This is a genomic window from Phaeobacter sp. JH20_26 (genome assembly GCF_048056275.1).
GTDB lineage: Bacteria > Pseudomonadota > Alphaproteobacteria > Rhodobacterales > Rhodobacteraceae > Phaeobacter > Phaeobacter bryozoorum.
The window spans coordinates 52,556-68,887 of record NZ_JAYMWL010000010.1; the positions used below are offsets into that span (position 1 = coordinate 52,556).

Genomic DNA, 16,332 nt, shown 5'->3' on the forward strand with positions numbered 1-16,332 from the left:
CTATCCACCGGCTGTTTGAAACCAGGATGAAGCGACCCACACGAAAGACAGATCTGGTGAAGTTGTCTTTGGCACAGCAGCCTCGATTCTGTGACCACGATAGCTTTCAATGATAGCAGCATACATAAAGTCCAAGTTCGGATTTGACTCGCACTGTGTAAATACGAGGTTTCAGGTTTGCTGCGGACTGCATGAAGGGTCGGTTTTTCGCCGCAACACGGCACAAAACTTTGTGCTTGTGCAGAAAAATCAGTGCTGCGTGCGCGCGCAGCGAGAAATGCAATGGCTGCCTTGGGCTCGGAACCGTTATTCGCCACGCCTTGCGCGAAGGTCCGCTGTAGAGAATTTAACGGTGTTCGGCGATGATCGCCCTCGTGGTCTGAACTGCCGAAGCCAGCATCGTTCGGTCCGCGCTCGTGATCCCCAATCCTTCAAAATTCAGCGCCAGTTGACCTTGGCCACCTCCGCTTGCAGCTGCGCGGCCGCGGGCCTTCGCTGCGCTGACAGGGTCAGTTTTCGATGCGTTAGGCGCATTGTGGCCGACTTCCCGCGGTCCCGCAGCCGCCCGCACTTCCTGGAGTTCTTGCTTCAACCTCTCCACCGTTTCCCGGGTCTCAGACATCTGCCGATCCCGCCGCAGCCCGTCCTCGTCGGGATATGGGAAGCTTCCTGATTGGCCGGCGTGCAGCACCTTCAGGGCAGGGTCCTCGAAATACTTCACCCTTCTTGCCCGGATCGGCATCTGCGCGTCGATCACGAGGATGACCTCGTCTAGGTCCATGCGCCGGGCCTCATCCTCGGTCAGGAGCGGGGTATCTTCTGTCCTCTCCGAGACGCTGCGCCCTTCGAATGGATTGCGTCCAACAGCACGGGAGCGGGTCACCACACGCTTGGTGGTCTTGCCGACAGCCTGGCTCAATTCCTCGATGGTCTTCTGCTCGGACGGGGTGAGGTAGAGCTTTACCCCGGCGCCGCCCTGCAGCGACCTGCGGGTGTTTTCTCCATAGATCTCGTCCAGCGCGGGGATGGTCTGGGTCACGATGCCGAGGTTACCGCCGAAGGAACGCAGCGTCTTGATGCTCTCGGCGACGATCGGCATTTTGCCTAGCCGGTCGAACTCGTCGAGCATGATCATGACCGGCCAAGGCTCGTCATCGCCGGGTTCCTGCGCCTGCATCGAGGCAATCAGGTCCGAGAAAAAGAGACGGATCAGCGGAGCCAGCGGGCGGATCATCTCTGACTCCACTACAAGATAGATCGCATGCGGGCGGCGGCGGATATCCCGGAAGGAGAAGTCAGAGGTCGCGGTGGCCGCGTCGATCGCGCGGTTGTCCCAAGTGTCGAGACCCGATGTCATCAGGAGGGAGAGGTAGGAAGTGAGGGTGTCGTTGTTGGTCGATGCCATACGCTCGAAGATCAGTTTGGCCGAGGTGTTCTTCACTTCCTGCGAACGCTTCAGATATTCCTTCTGCTTGTCGCCCCCCGAGGCTGTGATGCGATAGATCTCGCCGATGGTCGGCACGCCGCGCTCGAAGGCCAGAAGGCCGGCCGCCACGAAGAGATCGATACCCCCGGCCAAAAGCCCGCTCAGCTTTTCATTGTCGGTCTGCAGGAAGAGCTTCGCGGTGAGTTTAAGCTCCATCTGCTGCCGGTCGGGGTTGGTCATGGCAGCAATGCGCGCCAGCGGATTATAGCGATGTGTCGGTCGGTCCCAGTCGGTCGGCGCGAAGCGGAAAACCTTGTCCCCCATGCTGGCGCGGAAGCGCGAGGTCTCGCGGAAGTTCTCGCCTTTCACGTCGAGCACCACGGCGGAGCCCTTGTAGGTCAGCAGGTTCGGGATCACGAACCCCACGCCCTTGCCCCGGCCTGTCGGCGCCACGATCAGCGCGTGGGGGAAGGTTTTTGAGACTAGGAACGGGCGCTTGGATTTCGGGGAGCCGAGCTTGCCCAGAAGGAAGCCGCCGCCGGGCTTGGCAAAGAAACCGTTCCTCTTCATCTCGCTGCGAGTCTGCCAATGCGTCGTCCCGAAGCGGGTCAATGCATCCCCCAGAAGCGTGACGCTCAGCATCAGCGATGCCAGGCCGAAGCCGCCCAGGATGAGGTTCACCCAGAGGAAGTCTTTCGGTGCAGACTGAGACAGACCCCGATATTCGCGGGCAAGCAGGGTGACGTCGAAATGCTTGGGTGAAAGCCCATAGCGAAACATGACAAAGCCGGTCGCCACAACATAGCCCATGGCGAGGCCGACCAGCACGAGGCTCAACACACCGATGGCGATCTTGCCTTTATCCATGGGTGATCCCCTTCTCGCCATCTGCCGCAGCGTGGCGTGCGCGCTGCGCCTCTATCTGTTCTTCCGCCAATGCATCGAGAACGCGCTCCATGGCCGGGCCATGCGCAGTGACCTCGCTGCTCTGGAGATAGGTCTTGGCAAGTTCCAGCTGTCGCAGCGGATCCTCGGTGAATTTGTCGAGGACGTCCGCGTTACCGGCCCGCAGTGCGTCGATTGCGTCGGGGCTTAGCCGTTCGTTGACCTGCCGGACGATGTCATGTCGCTCTGCTTCGGATATCGGATCCCCGGCGTCGGCGTTGCGCACAAAGGCGATGACGGTTGGCGCTGTCTCTTCCAGATACCGGCGCTCGGCGTAGTCTTGTCGCGCCTGGTCCTCGATCTCGAAACTGCGCTCGCTGATATAGGTACGCGACGCGCCGAGCGAACGAAGGTGGTTGATTTCGTCCTGGACGGCCTTCCCGAATTCATCATCCGGCATCTCCGTGCGATAGCGGGTGAGGGTGTGGAGCTCTTCGGTGATCGGACCGAGATGATCCGAAGGATCCCGCAAGGCGAGGTCCATGTCGCCAGCATGAAGCGTGCGGTCCTGCTCCGATACCGCATATTGCGGCGGCATTCGACTGTCGGTGATCTGTTCCCAGGCCATTGAGGCCAGTTCGGCATGTTGCGGCGATTTCTGCGCGTAGGCGTCGAACGCGGCGCGGGCCTCTTCAACCTCCACGGCGCCTGCCCGCCGGACGGACGGGTCGTCGGAGAACGGATGATCGAAATCTGTCCGGCGGAACTGCGCCACCAGCGCTCTGAACGCCTGCCGCTCCGATGGGGCAAAGTTGTCGGACCCATCTTGCGCGAGATCACTCCCAGATGTCGTCAACCGCTCATCAAGCGCTGCCTCAGCGTTATCCACCTCGTCGACCTCGGTTGGCGCGCGCAGGACGCGTACATCGGTCAAAACATCGCCTAGCCGAACATGCACGGCTTCCAGCCGGTCGAGCGCTTCTTCCCGGTCCGCAGATTTCTCCAGATCGAGGTCGCTTGCTTTGGCAATCCCCTGCAGATCCTGTGCCAGCCACTGGCGCTCCAATGCGGCATTGCCTGCCCCCTCCCGCAGGCGCGCGGCCACAGCCTCGGCATCAATGCCCGTGCCTTGCAACGCCTCGGCCAGCTTTGGTGCCACCTCTCCATCGTCAAGACGCGCGAGGTGTTCTTCACTTAAGTTCGGCCTTGCATAGATGCCGTCCCGGGATGGGGCATCGACCAGGGCGGCGGAGCGATCCCCGAGTGGGTTCAAATGCGCGACCGAGGCCAGAACGTCGGTCAGCTTGCGCTCGATCACCGGCCTCTCGGCCGCCGGCGCCCTGTCGATCGCCGCCTCGATCTGGCGAATGTTCTGAGAAAACTCGGTGATCAGCGTGTCGAACGCTGCTTCGTCTTGGGACATGTAGATGGCTCCGTCAGATTGAATCTGACCGCCACTGGCAAGGATGGTGCTGGCCCTCTCGAGCGCCTCGGACACGTCTTCGAAATTCGAGCGTGACGCCTCCGCCGCGAGCCCGCGGTATATCAACGCGTTGTGCCTGACGGTTTCCAGAGCGGCCGCCAGGTCAGCGCCGGTTCGCTGGCGCTCGACTGGGGGCCGACCTTCGTCGCGAGCCTTGTAGATTTCATCAATCTCGGCGCGGTAGGTCGTGACGCCGCGATCCAGACGGCGCGTCGCCTCAAGGCGGATCCCATGAACTTGGGCCGCCTCGACCATCGCCTCGCGAAAGGCGTCGTAGTTGAAGTGATGATCCTTCCCGAGAAAGAACATTTCGCCATCCTTGCTGCGGCGGTTCAGAACGATATGCGCATGTGGATGCGCGCGATCTTGGTGTATTGCAGCAATATAGTCGAATTGCGATCCCTCACCTTGAAAGAACTTCTCGCAGACCGCCTGGGTGATATCGCGCACCTCCTCGCCGCTGGTTCCAACCGTGAATGCCATCAGCAGATGCGACGTATGGCCAAGCTTGGGGCTGTAGCGCTCGTTCCACTGGTTCTCGAATCGCCGCGCCACTCGGTTGATCTCGGCTTCCGAGAGCTGCTTCTTCCCGTCATGGGTGCCGCGACTGTCGAGGATATGGGTCGACTTTGTCGTGAGATATGTGAGCTGCGCCCGTAGCTGCGCCCCGGTGTGGCAGCCCCCTTTCGAGATAGCCTTGAAGATCGCTGGCGAATAGCCGCGCGCGGCCCGAACCATCTGCGCGCCCCTGGAAGCCCCTGCCAGGATCCCGAAACTCGGCTCCAGCCGCGGTCAAATAGCGCCGGGTCGATGCCACGGATCCGGTCACTCCGCGCCATTCTCATTCCTCTCAGCGAGGCCCGCCAGGGCAGAGCTGATCTCAAGATCCAGCACGCTGCGCCGCGCACGCGACATCTCCTGAACCTGGTCGGCCAGATCGAAGACCAGACCGGCAAGGGCGCGGACGTCACGGTGACTTGAGGCCGGGTAGGACTGTCTCTCGCCCCGCACCTTAGCCTCGTTCAGACGTCGCGCGATCTGGTTCACGTTGTTGCCGACCCGGTTGAGCGCGGCGCCGAGGCTGCGCAACTCGTCACACATCTCGTCGTCGGGCAAGAAGACACCTTCGGCCGCCAGCATCAGGCGGCGCATGGCATCCGAGCGGTGCGCAATCCCGCGCCGCGACAGCGCCGCGTCGAACCGGCGCAGGTCGTCGTCCGAGACCCGGATCCCCACAACCCGCGATCGGCTGCCGTTCGCTGTCTGACAGCTCATCCCGGTGGTTCACCACGTTGTAGATCGTCTTAAGGCTAACATCGTAGTGGGCGGCCAACGACGCCGCGGAGACGCCGTTCCGGCGGTCCTGGGCGATGGTCGATCGCTCGATCTCTGACAGTCTACGACGGCGGGGCATTTTGAAGTTAACGTTCCTATTTCTTGCCAACTTCGTACAAGCCCGCCGACTCCCAACGCAAGTGGAGTCAGCCATAAGGGCTTGTACTCAATATAGAAAATCGCCCTGCAGGGGCGATTTCCCGTCCTTTGTCAAATGGATCGCGCTTCGCGCTCATTGCACCACGCGATGCGGTCTCCGCATCGCGCATCGCGTCTTTTGCGCCCCGTCTCTTGCACCCCGCAAGACGGGTTTTGCCGCGTGCTAACCGTCTCGCGTCACCCGCGGAACGACATACGCGAGACTGCCTCCCGTCGTCTGGAGCGCGCTATCCGGCACCTGCATTCCGTCCGCAGTACATCGCCAAGCGCATCCCGACATTTGGAGGGTGTGTCGTGCCCCGCGACGAATGCTGACGGCGCCACGGCAGACGTCGCACGGTCATTGCAAAACGCCGTCCGCAGCATGCCAGACGCGGGTCGCATCCCGACTTCTGCTTGACCCCTCCGCCTCATGCGTTTAGCGACATTTTGGTATTATCGTTGCGATTCACTATTTTTGCGGAGGATCAGAATGCCGAACGAAAATCTTGTGGTGGTCGCAGCAATGGCCCGGAAAGGGGGCAGTGGAAAAACGACGCTTTCGCGCGCCTTGATCAGTGCCGCGATCGCCGCCGGACGCAGAGTGATGTTGATCGACACGGACAGCACGAGGGTACTCGGGGCCTGGCATGCTCGGGCGGAAGCCGGTGGGCTGAGTTCGCCGCTTCTCTGCTCGGCCACCGTCGAAAGCGTGGCGGGTGTCGAGGATCAGATCGATCAGGTCTACATGGCAGGCACGGCAGACTTCATCTTTATCGATACCGCAGGGGTCGGTGCCGAATGGTCAGACGGCATCGCGGTGCTTGCGGACCACATCGTGACGCCCGTCATGCTGTCGACGTCTGATTTCGATGTCGGAGCGCAGACAGCTGATTGGTTTGAGAAACTGAAATCCCGCGTTGACGACCCCTCCAGCCTTCCGCGCCACCACGTCGTCCTCAACATGGTCGACCCGAAAACGACCCGTGCTGACGCCGCCCTGATTGAAGAAGCGCTCACCCGTTTTCCGGTGATTGAGACCGTCATGATGCGGCGAAACACTTACAAGGAGATGGATCAGAAGGGGCTTCTCCACGCCTTGGCGCTGGAAAAGCAATCGGATCCAAACCCTCTGATGCGTCCACATGTACGTCATGTCGTCGAGGCGCTCGAGGAGGCGACGGACATCCTCAACAACATTCTTGCTGCGTGAGGACAGTCGATTGCGCAAGAAGATCCCGACCATCACCAGGCCCGACCCAGCCTACGCCGCCACCCTGCAACAGGGTGACCGCGAGATTCCCGGGAAGGAAGATGCGGCACAGGTCACAGCAACAAAGACAGGCACCCCAGCCGCTGACGTTGATCGGCACGAGTCAGAGCGTGTGCCGGAAGGTACCGTGGCGCCGCACCAAGTCACCGCGGAAAGCTCTGACCCGCATACCAGCCTGAGAGCTCCCGTATCGGCGCGCGCTTTGAGCCCGACCCGGAAAATCGACATCAGGGTCAACGCACTCGAACGACAGGAAGCAGCGCTCCAGACTTGTGGTGTTGAGCCAGCACATGTGGTGCGTGCCGCCCTGCGCCGTGCAGTCAAAGGCTGGCAACTGTCGCCCGTCTTCGCGCCAGTCGCGGAGGAGCGGCGCACTCGAAACACGCAGTGGCAGGCCCGTACATCTCTGGCAGTAGATGCGGCCAGCCTGGGTGTCCTCCTCCGGGACCACGACCCCCTCGACGTCTTGAGTAAATGGGCTCTGATCCGCGGTCAGGTGGAACCACGCATATGGGGCGAGATCGACAAAATCTTGGAAGAAATTGCTGTTCGTGCTGCATCGCCGCATGAACCCTAAGATACCTATATGAAAAGATAACTTGCATTTCGACGGTGGATTTTCGCCCACCCGGAACGGTTCATCTTGCAGTTGCAGAAACCTAGTCCTAACACCAGCTAACAGGAATTTCAGACCTCAGTAGTGACGAGTTGCGAGGTCCATTTAGGAGGAACGCATTATGAATATGAAGCCCCGCCTGACTGGCGAACCGATCATGCGCATCCTCTGCAAGACATCTGAAAATCTGGTTGGCTACCTTTACCAATGGAACAATGGTGACGTGCAGCCTGCCTGGTTCGACGGCGCCATAGCGGACGTTCGCTATGAACCATTCATTCAAGCGCCGGAACAAAACCCCGCCGATCCGAAGGCCCCCAGACCGCGTCAGCAAGATCTGACGCACCTTGAAAAGGCCTAGCTCAAGGTCTCGCGTCGGTTTGTGGGTCATCCCATCCCGAAGGTCCTTTGAGCGATAGAGTTGACTTCTATGCCTCAGAAGTGATCTAAATGTGAGTTATAGAAAGGATGTCTATAACTCATGGCTTGGAACTGGACGCTGCCCGATTGGCCGGAATTCCGGTATGACGCCTCCGCTCTGGAGCCGTTTGAGCAGACGTTCCTGCAGTCGTCCGGAGAAATCCTCGGCGCGGTCCATCATGTCAGGCAGCCAGAGCGCGAGCAACTCCGCATCGAACTGCTCAGCGAGGAAGCGATGCAGACGAGCGCCATCGAGGGTGAAATCCTCGATCGGCTCAGTGTCCAGTCTTCGCTGCGCCGTCATCTCGGCCTCGATCCGGACAGCTACCCTGCCAAACCGCGCGAACAGGGCGTCGCGGAAATGATGGTCGACGTCTATTCCAGTTTTGCAGAGCCGCTGACCCATGAGACACTGTACCGCTGGCATCGGATGCTCCTGTCCCATGACCGTCGGTTGGAAACCATTGGGGCCTACCGACAACACGCCGAGGCGATGCAAATCGTTTCTGGCCGCCTTGACCGGCCCACGATCCATTTCGAAGCGCCGCCCTCGGAGCGGGTCATGCCTGAGATGGAGCGATACGCGGATTGGTTCAACAAGACCGGTCCGGGGGGAGCAGAGCCGCTTCCAGCGCTGACGCGCGCAGGGCTAAGCCACCTCTTTTTCGAGAGCATCCACCCATTCGAAGACGGCAACGGCCGCTTGGGTCGCGCCCTCGCTGAAAAGTCGCTGGCGCAGAACAATGGCCAGCCGACCCTCATCTCGCTCGCCTTCACCATCGAGAAGGAGCGCAAGGGATACTACGATCAGCTCGAGCAGCATCAAAAAACGCTCGACGTGACCGATTGGCTCGTCTGGTTCGCAGAAGTTGTCTTGATGGCCCAACAGGTAACACTCGACCGCGTAGGCTTCTTCATCAGCAAGGCACACTTCTACGATCGCCACAGAGACCACCTGAACGAACGCCAGGCCAAGGCCATCGCTCGAATGTTTCGGGAAGGCCCTGGCGGTTTCCAAGGCGGCCTCAGCGCCGACAACTATCTCAAGATCACCGGAACTTCACGCGCAACCGCAACCCGCGATCTGCAGGATCTGGTCGAGAAAGGTGCGCTCAGCCGAACCGGAGATCGACGGCATACGAGGTACTGGCTGAAGCTAAGATCTGAAGGTCTGTTCAAGAAATGATTCCTGGAGATTATGGAGCTACCGTTCAATCAACAACGAGTAGTGCACAGCCCCTGGCTGGCGCAGAACCCGGCCTATTACCTGAGTGATTTGCCGCGCCGAAGCCATTTCCTTGTCGATGTAGGCAAAGCAGCAAGCGGGATCATCCCAGCCTTCCTGGAGACCAAGATTGAAAATGACATGCTCATATTTTCCCGCCGTGAAGCGAGCATAGTCCTTCTCTCCGCCGTCAAACAGGTGCATTTCAGTAGGCTTGGGGGAGTCCTTTGAGAACTTGAGCTGGCAGTAGACTGCTATCTTCTCTGGCTTGATTTTGGCTACCTCAACAAGGTGACGCCAAATAAGAATGGGACGAGCCTGCCGGTCCTTGAACGGTCTCTTCAAATCCTCAGCGATGGACATCCCATCGACAGTGTTAGTTGAACAAACGTAGATGGCCTTCGGCGTGAAGGGGAGCTTGTGATCCCTTGTAACTTCCTGCGCGATCTTCAGGTCTGCAAGCAAGTTATCCAAGGCTGGCTCGAGAGGCGTAATATAGCCGTCTATTGAGATACGCTCTTTTACAAGTCCCGAAAGAACAACTTCTCTGCTCGAGACTGACGTTGAAAAGTCCTCGTCCTTCCAACCCTTATCATTGCGAAGCCGCCCCATGACATTGTTGAGACGCGGCGGCAAGGTAAGCGTAGCGCTCGCAACGATGAGCGCATCCGGTGACAGTTCCAGCAGCCTTTCAGACTGCAAGTCCGAGAGATTGTGGCCTTCATCATACACGATGATCAGCGGACGCCTTGCGGTCGTCGACCAGGAACAAGAAGACGTCGCGGTCCGAGGCGTAGAGCGTGGTCGTGTCGCGACTGATTTCGACATCGGGGTTGTAGACCCCGGTCGACCAGTCGAGCACACCCGGCACCTTCCAGCGCGTATCGCCCGTGCCATTGCCCGCGATGCGCTGCACCGCCTCGACAAGCTCGAAGTCATGGATGCGACCGTAGTCGGGACCGGTCACGGCACGCAGTTCGGTCCGGCCGTCTTCCGTCTCGAAAGTCTTCACCTGCTCGGCGCGGTGGTTGGTCAGGCCGTATTGCAGGTTGATCCCCGCCAGCGGCGCGGGCAACTGCCGCAGGTAGGAGGCCGGCGCGTCGACGATGCTGGAAAGCTGGCCAAAGGCCCAATGCGTGGGCGCGACCGGCTCATGCGCTTTCGGCAGCATCAGATGCAAGCGCTCGGGGTTATCGCGCGCGGCCTCTACGCGGATGTCCGCCGTCTGCACCACGCGGCTGCGGCTGCGCTCGGAGCGACTCTTCACATTGGCCCAGAGATCGTCGAGCGACAGATACCGCTCGTCATCCGGCCGGTTGAACCATTCGGACGACACCCGCCCGTTCCGCTCACCCCGGCTTACATCCACTTTCCAGCCACCAGCCCGCGCCGGCTGAACCGGATCCAGAACTTCCACAACGCCCATCAGCTATCTCCCGCGACGGGCGCCGGGAGCCACTCTCCCAGCCCTCAACCCGTCACCGGGAAACCGGCACGCCTCTCACTCTACAGACGAACGGCGGCGGACAGTGATGCGGTATAAACGTATCCAACCACCGCCTGAATGACGTAGCCTTGTATCCTGCGTTCTCCTAAATGGCGAGAAACGGTTTAAGAACCCAAAAGATGTGCTAGCTCGACAATGTCGGCTGCATCAGCGCCCGTGGACACTCTGTTGCTCATCATTTGACCTATCACGTATCTTAGCCGATCTACATCACCGGCCTTAGCAGCTTCTACGCCAGCAGCGACAAGTTGTTCGTGCAGCCCCTCGTCAACGACCAGATGCCTCTCTGTTGCAAGAAGTTTCAGAATCTCGATCAAGAAATCTGGGGTTTCCGCCAGGACTTTCATTCGGATGCCATGCATTTCGCCCAGCGATCTTCGCGCGGAATCGAAATTCTTCTCACGAATTGACCGACGCGCCGTGACAAGCAGCTTGTCATGTCGTTCCGCATCGACGGGCTGTGCCACATTCCTCAACTCATCAAACGACAGCTCGGCCTTGGCAGCCTCATCCGCCAGCACACGTTCTTCATTCTGAGGGGACATCTTCAATAGAGCAACGTCCTGGCGCAGTTTCCGGGCTTCCTCGGCTACGGAACGATGGGTGTCAGCATCCACAGAGGTGGATAGCGCCGCATGCTGCCGCTCGATACGTTTCCGAATGCTACCGGACGGGTCAGGATCGTGCTCCAATGCACATTCAAGCTCTTGCAGATCACTTTCTACCCGAGAAAGCATTGTTGCCGCGACTTCTGCGCCCCGTTCACCTTCGTAGTTTATCCCACCGTCGTCATGGCGATAAAGATTCGAAGCGTCAATTATCCTGCCAAGAGAAGGCAGTTCGACAGCAAAGCTCAGCGTGCCGTTGTCACTCATCTTCCAGTCAATAATGAATTCGTCGCCGCGGTTGATCCGCTCTCCCCGCTCCAACTCATCTAGGCTGTTCAGGCGGAAGTTGCCGATGTGAAGATTGTGCTCCGGGCTGTCTACGTCATCCGCCATGTCATAGAACTCTACCGCAATGAAGTCATCTTCCCCGCCAATGAGCGTTTTGCCAGAACGAAATTTCTGCCGACCTTGCGCTGGCAGCGCAGTTCCCTTCTTGACCAATACGTCCAGCTTGTTTCGCTCATACCCAACCATGCCATGTTGAACTTTCACGGCCAGGTTGTAGGTCATCGGAACGCTAGCCGCGCTGGCTTCGGCTCGCGTAATGCTGATTTCTCGTGAAGCGCTTTCAACCTTGCTACCGGTCTGATCGAAAACGTTGACCATGTATCGGTTCTTGCCGTTCTTTCGAACGCTAACACCAACGTTTAGCGGACCGTTCAACGGTATCCGACCAGAAGACGAGCCTTCTTCATCAAGGATTTCGAGTTCGAAGCCACTGGGAATTTCGCCCGCAGGTTTAACCCGGATCTTTGTGCTTTCGGACGAGACGCGGGACTTAAAGTCCAACGAAAGACTGATGTCACCTGTGACTATTTCCCGGTGCTTTGATGTTTTCTGAGTGGAGCTGTTACCTTCCCATTCTCGGCTCTCAGCAAATATCGCCGCACCGGTGGCAACGGCGGTCATGGGGTCCAGTCCGCTATCTACAGCAATAGCAAGTTCTGCTTCCAGCATCTGCCGGATGATGGGCATCTTCGAAGGTCCGCCGATCGGCACAATCTTCGAGATGTCTTCGTTCTTGTAGCCGTTTGCGGCGATGATCTTCCGACACAAAGCAATTGAATCTTCGATCCGGTCGCGAACCAGTTCAGTCATCTCGTCGCGGGAAAGGTCGATAGAGATGTAAATCTCTTCGCCGTTTTCATCAGTAGCACGCACCTCATCTTCAGTGGCAAAGATTGAAGCTGTTTCAGATGCAGACAATTGGATTTTTGCCTTTTCAGCTGCGTGTTTGCTGACATCGGCAAGATGCTTGTATCTCTCGTCGGCCTGAAAATTGGCTGGCAGGCTGAAATTCTGCGAAAGCCATGGCCGGACGACGCTATCGAAAATAATTCTGTCGAAGTCTCTGCCGCCGAGCATATTGATGCCCTCGTGGGCAACAACGTTAACAACGCCAGCGGTACTCATCACGAGGGCGAGGTCGAATGTCCCGCCGCCAAGATCATAGATAAGGAAAACGCCGTCTTTCTGCTTGCTGTTGGAGATTGCGGCCAAAGCAGCAGCAACCGGCTCTTGCAGCAGGCTGACCTTTTCCAACCCTGCGAGCCGCGCGGCTGAAATAGTGTCCTCGCTCTGCATCTGATTAAACGCGGCCGGTGTCGTAATGACTACGCCTTCGATTTCTTGCGAACCGGCCTCAGTCATGGCCTGGCCAACCAACGTTTTGATGATCTCTGCCGAGCACTCCACCGGGGTCCAGTTCTCCCCAGCTAGGGAAATTGGATTCTTGGTTCCCATGGAACGCTTAAAGCCATGCGCGACATTCTTTGGCGCAGAGAGCAAACGGTCATAGGCCGTCTTTCCGATGAACCGGTGTCCGCGCTTATCCAGGTAGATAACGCTTGGCAGCACATCGGTGCCGTCGGCAGTCTTAAAGAGCCGGAGCGCCCCATCGACATGCCCAACAACAGCAGAGTTCGATGTTCCGAGATCGATACCTAGATACACAGCCTATTCCTCTTCTTGTTCAACTGGCGCAACGATCACGCGCCCTAGCCGGATAACAGTCATGTCGGACATGACTGTGGGTTCTATTGTCTTGCCAACGACAAGTGCTTCATCTTCTTCAAAATCGCCTGAATTATCGACCGAAACCGCCAAGCCAGGATGGAAACGCTCACCTGAAAAGTCGACTAATCTCAACCCCAAATCTTGGAGGAGGACGTCCAACTGGCGTTTGGAGAATTTCAACTGCGCCTCTAAGCGCTTTCCATCGCTGGCAAGTACGCCACTCAACGCTTTCTCAGTCGCAGCCGCAAGCTTCCAGTATTCGACACAGAGTTGAGCAACGCTTTCAATTTTCATGTCATTTTTTCCACCATCTACCATGAGGCAACAATCCTTCGTGCATCCGCCGTGAATTCAGCGGTTTTTCCTTGTGCTTCTCGGCGCACTGAACTCAGCACACCGCTTGTGTATCGGAAATTTGAGCACCTCGAATTGTAGTCATCAATGAGCGCATTAAACTGGCTGATCTGATAATTCGTTGTAGTCAAAGACCTCATAGCCTCGAGCCGCTCGCCCTGAAAAACACAATATCGCACTTGTGCTCTGTTCAGAGCGAGGCCTTGACCAACAGGTGGCCTTGTTTCGGCGCTTGTATTTGAACTTGGGCTAGTTGTGGTCTGCCGTGGTGTCGAAGGCTGATAAGTGGTTGTAGGCTGGTAGGATGTTCGTGAGGTGGGCCTATCAAGTTCATCGGAAATAACAAAGAAACCAATGACAGCCGCGATACCGCCATAGATCAACCACTTCACTTTTTTGCCAGCTTGCTTGCGCTCAATCCTTGACTTCAGCTGCACCAGTTCGGCGCGATCATTGCCCTTTGCGTATTTGAGCATTTCATCGACGACCTTCGCCATTCCGCCGAGATTGCCCGAATGCCGATCCAATTCTGGCATTTTCCAGTTGCGATGCAGCACGGACCGCTCTTCATCAAGTTTACTACTAACATCTTGGGACGGTTTCGCTCCTCGATACGTGATCAGCCCGTCGATCAACCTGAAAGCCGTTTCAGGGTCATTCCGATCATTGTTCACGAATAACGCAAGGTCTCGAACAACAAGGAATGCAGCATCCCCGGTGCACGGAGCTTTTGCGGCGGTATCGAACGCTGCAAAGATTTCTTTCACGGCCCCCTTACGCGCTGGTGCAAAGCCTGAACTTTGCAACGCTGACTTCAGCTTCGGAACTTGTGATTTGGCGGCCTCACAAGCGGCAACAAGCGGCTCCAGCACTGAAAACTTCTTCTGTTGGTCATCGAGGTTCTCCAGCGCCTCGACATCACCCTTGAGCACCTCAGCAACTGATTCCAGCTCTGGAAACGTGTGCAATAGCGCTTCAGACAACCGCTTTGCGTGACGAAACTCGCCTCTTTCGTTCGCGAGCTCGAGGCATAGCGATCGAAGTCTTTCGTAGATTTGCTTGGACCGACCTTCTTCATGTCCTTGATACTGCTCAAATACTTGAACGGGCTGGTTGACATCATCCCACTGCCGCAGGAGTTCAGCGATTTCACTCGTCACGGCCTCTAGCTGTTGTGTGGGTTGACGGGCAAGTTCGATCTGCTGATCAATAGCTTCACTAATCCTCGCCAGGCGGGGTTCGCTCAAGATATCGTATTCACGAACAAACTCGGCCAATATTCTGCTTGCCCGGTCCCTCTTTAGCTCCGCCTCAACTAGACTCTCCATCACCTTTCCGGGTTCATCCAATCGCCACACGGACAGCGCAGCGCTTCGCGCATGAGTGCTTTCTAGAACTCTGATCGACGCCGCAAGTTGGCTGCTTTCGATTCTTGGGAAGTCAGCCGCTTGGCGCTGGGAATTTAAGAATTCCAATAGAGCCAACTGATCAACATCATCCCAAGCACGAAGTAGGTCTTGCAGGAGCGTTTCATCCGCAGATACGGTGCCACACAAATGCGCGAGAACGTTGGCCTTTGCCAAATCGGGGAGAAATGCAATTGCTTCACGGAGATCAGTTATCTTCCCCGCCTCCAACAAGTAACCAATCTCATTAATTTGCGTAGTGCTGAGCTCTGGCAGCCAACTTAATTCTTGATCCAGGCGGGCAATCGGCGACAGCAGGGCCTGCTGAGATCGCTGAATGATTTCTTGAGAATGTTGTTCATCGAACTCAGCATCCTCGACTAGATCGGAAATCTCAGCGTGGTTTGATGCATAACCGGCCTTTAGAATTGAAAATGCGTTCAAGAAAATGCTGAAATTCGCGCTTTCCAAAGTATTACCCTTCAAGTTCAAGATCACGCCCGGCTGGCAGGCTCCCAACAGGTGGTGCGGTTTGGTTGTAGTGCATCATCGGGCAGACCTCATCCGATTTCCAGTCAGAGTTTTTGACTTGCGGTAGTACGTGGGCCCGGCGTTTATCCCCGCCGGGCCCGAGGGGAAGACCCCGTTCTCAGAACGGGATCTCGTCGTCGCGGTCGACCAGCTCGGGGTTTTCGTTCTCGGCCGACTTCGGGCGGCTCTGGAAGTCGACCTTCTCGGCGATGATCTCGCAGCCGTAGCGGTCGTTCCCCATGCTGTCGATCCACTTGGTGTAGTGGATGCGGCCGTGGACGAGGACCTTCACGCCCTTTTCGCAATGCTCGGCGACCGTCTTGCCGAGACCGTTGAAGCAGGTGATGCGGTGCCATTCGGTGTCCATGACCCGGTAACCGTTCTCGTCGCGCATCACTCGGCCTTCTGAGAGGCGGGGGCGCGAGGTGGCGAGGCTGAAGTTGGTGATCTTGGTGCCGCCCTGGGTGGTGCGGGCTTCGGGGGTTTGACCGATGTTGCCGGCGAGGATGACGATGTTCTGCATGGTAAGCTCCTGTGTGTCCTGTCTTCGGGACCGTCCCTTCGACAAGACCCTGAAAAAGCCCGTCGGGTGACGCGTGCACGGTGGACAGCATGGGCAACGGAAACCCCCAAAGGACCGGGGTGGAGCGGGCAGGACGCCAAAGGCGGCCAACACGGCCCGGACTGACGCGGGGTTGCGCGCAGGAGACCGAACGGGATTAGGGGATTGCCAGTCGAAGGGATGGCCCAGGAGACAGAGAGATGCGGGGAGCCCATGCCAGACCATGTATCCTTGCCAATCGGGACTGCTTTACCCCAAGCCCAGCACACCGCTAGCGGCCTAAGTGCCGATCACCGGCTCTCGCCCCCCTGCCCTTCCGTGCTGCGGAATGCAGGGCCTTGCCGCGACTGGCTATCGATACCGGAATATTCAGGACACGGACCGCACCCAACAACTGATTGCGATCTCGGGGCGCTGTCGCGCAATGCGGACAGAAAATGCAGAAGGAAGTCGCCGGGGCATGCTCCACGGTCTTGGATTGGCAGAT

At 58.0% G+C, this 16,332-nt stretch carries 12 protein-coding genes and 1 pseudogene; 4 read left to right on the top strand and 9 right to left on the bottom strand.

Translation table 11 applies throughout. The annotated features are described in order from the left end of the window. Nucleotides 1-346: 346 nt before the first annotated feature. From VWY60_RS04760 to mobC, 3 genes are all read right to left on the bottom strand, one after another. Nucleotides 347-2,293 (bottom strand): type IV secretory system conjugative DNA transfer family protein, encoded by a 1,947-nt coding sequence (locus VWY60_RS04760; RefSeq protein ID WP_416541557.1) that lies wholly within the window; start codon nucleotides 2,291-2,293, stop codon nucleotides 347-349. Then, nucleotides 2,286-4,532 (bottom strand): relaxase/mobilization nuclease domain-containing protein, encoded by a 2,247-nt coding sequence (locus tag VWY60_RS04765; RefSeq protein ID WP_416541558.1) that lies wholly within the window; start codon nucleotides 4,530-4,532, stop codon nucleotides 2,286-2,288. Before VWY60_RS04765 ends, VWY60_RS04760 begins: the two co-directional genes overlap by 8 nt. Nucleotides 4,533-4,619: 87 nt before the next feature. Beyond that, the gene (gene mobC, locus VWY60_RS04770) at nucleotides 4,620-5,069 is read right to left on the bottom strand and encodes a plasmid mobilization relaxosome protein MobC (protein ID WP_416541559.1); all 450 of its coding nucleotides are present in this window, start codon (nucleotides 5,067-5,069) and stop codon (nucleotides 4,620-4,622) included. Between the two features lie 691 nt (nucleotides 5,070-5,760). Here mobC and VWY60_RS04775 point away from each other — a divergent pair. The 4 genes from VWY60_RS04775 to VWY60_RS04790 all read left to right on the top strand — a co-directional run bounded on the left by VWY60_RS04775 (nucleotide 5,761) and on the right by VWY60_RS04790 (nucleotide 8,762). Continuing rightward, nucleotides 5,761-6,480 carry a division plane positioning ATPase MipZ gene (locus VWY60_RS04775; RefSeq protein WP_008336065.1) on the top strand — a complete coding sequence of 240 codons (720 nt, stop codon included), beginning with the start codon at nucleotides 5,761-5,763 and terminating at the stop codon, nucleotides 6,478-6,480. A 10-nt stretch (nucleotides 6,481-6,490) separates the two neighbouring features. Next, nucleotides 6,491-7,117, top strand: a complete 627-nt coding sequence (locus VWY60_RS04780) for a hypothetical protein (protein ID WP_416541560.1) — start codon at nucleotides 6,491-6,493, stop codon at nucleotides 7,115-7,117. Nucleotides 7,118-7,277: 160 nt separating this feature from the next. Then, nucleotides 7,278-7,517, top strand: a complete 240-nt coding sequence (locus VWY60_RS04785; protein ID WP_416541561.1) for a hypothetical protein — start codon at nucleotides 7,278-7,280, stop codon at nucleotides 7,515-7,517. A gap of 120 nt (nucleotides 7,518-7,637) precedes the next feature. After that, complete coding sequence (locus VWY60_RS04790) at nucleotides 7,638-8,762, top strand: Fic family protein (RefSeq protein ID WP_416541562.1); 1,125 nt, start codon at nucleotides 7,638-7,640, stop codon at nucleotides 8,760-8,762. Between the two features lie 18 nt (nucleotides 8,763-8,780). On the opposite strand, the gene VWY60_RS04795 is transcribed toward VWY60_RS04790, so the two are convergent. The 6 genes and pseudogenes from VWY60_RS04795 to VWY60_RS04820 all read right to left on the bottom strand — a co-directional run bounded on the left by VWY60_RS04795 (nucleotide 8,781) and on the right by VWY60_RS04820 (nucleotide 15,806). Next, entirely contained in the window at nucleotides 8,781-9,533 is a 753-nt protein-coding gene (locus VWY60_RS04795) for a hypothetical protein (protein ID WP_416541563.1), read from the bottom strand. Between the two features lie 19 nt (nucleotides 9,534-9,552). Further along, nucleotides 9,553-10,227 (bottom strand): annotated as a pseudogene (locus VWY60_RS04800) (DUF932 domain-containing protein); the annotation flags it as partial. A gap of 185 nt (nucleotides 10,228-10,412) precedes the next feature. Further along, a complete protein-coding gene (locus VWY60_RS04805; RefSeq protein ID WP_416541564.1) occupies nucleotides 10,413-12,929 on the bottom strand; it encodes an Hsp70 family protein in 2,517 nt (838 codons plus the stop codon). A 3-nt stretch (nucleotides 12,930-12,932) separates the two neighbouring features. Beyond that, complete coding sequence (locus VWY60_RS04810; protein WP_211089808.1) at nucleotides 12,933-13,310, bottom strand: hypothetical protein; 378 nt, start codon at nucleotides 13,308-13,310, stop codon at nucleotides 12,933-12,935. Further along, entirely contained in the window at nucleotides 13,304-15,238 is a 1,935-nt protein-coding gene (locus VWY60_RS04815) for a hypothetical protein (RefSeq protein ID WP_416541565.1), read from the bottom strand. The genes VWY60_RS04810 and VWY60_RS04815 overlap by 7 nt, the downstream gene beginning before the upstream one ends. A gap of 163 nt (nucleotides 15,239-15,401) precedes the next feature. Next, nucleotides 15,402-15,806, bottom strand: coding sequence for a single-stranded DNA-binding protein (locus tag VWY60_RS04820; protein WP_416541566.1), 405 nt, complete (start codon nucleotides 15,804-15,806; stop codon nucleotides 15,402-15,404). Nucleotides 15,807-16,332 lie beyond the last annotated feature (526 nt).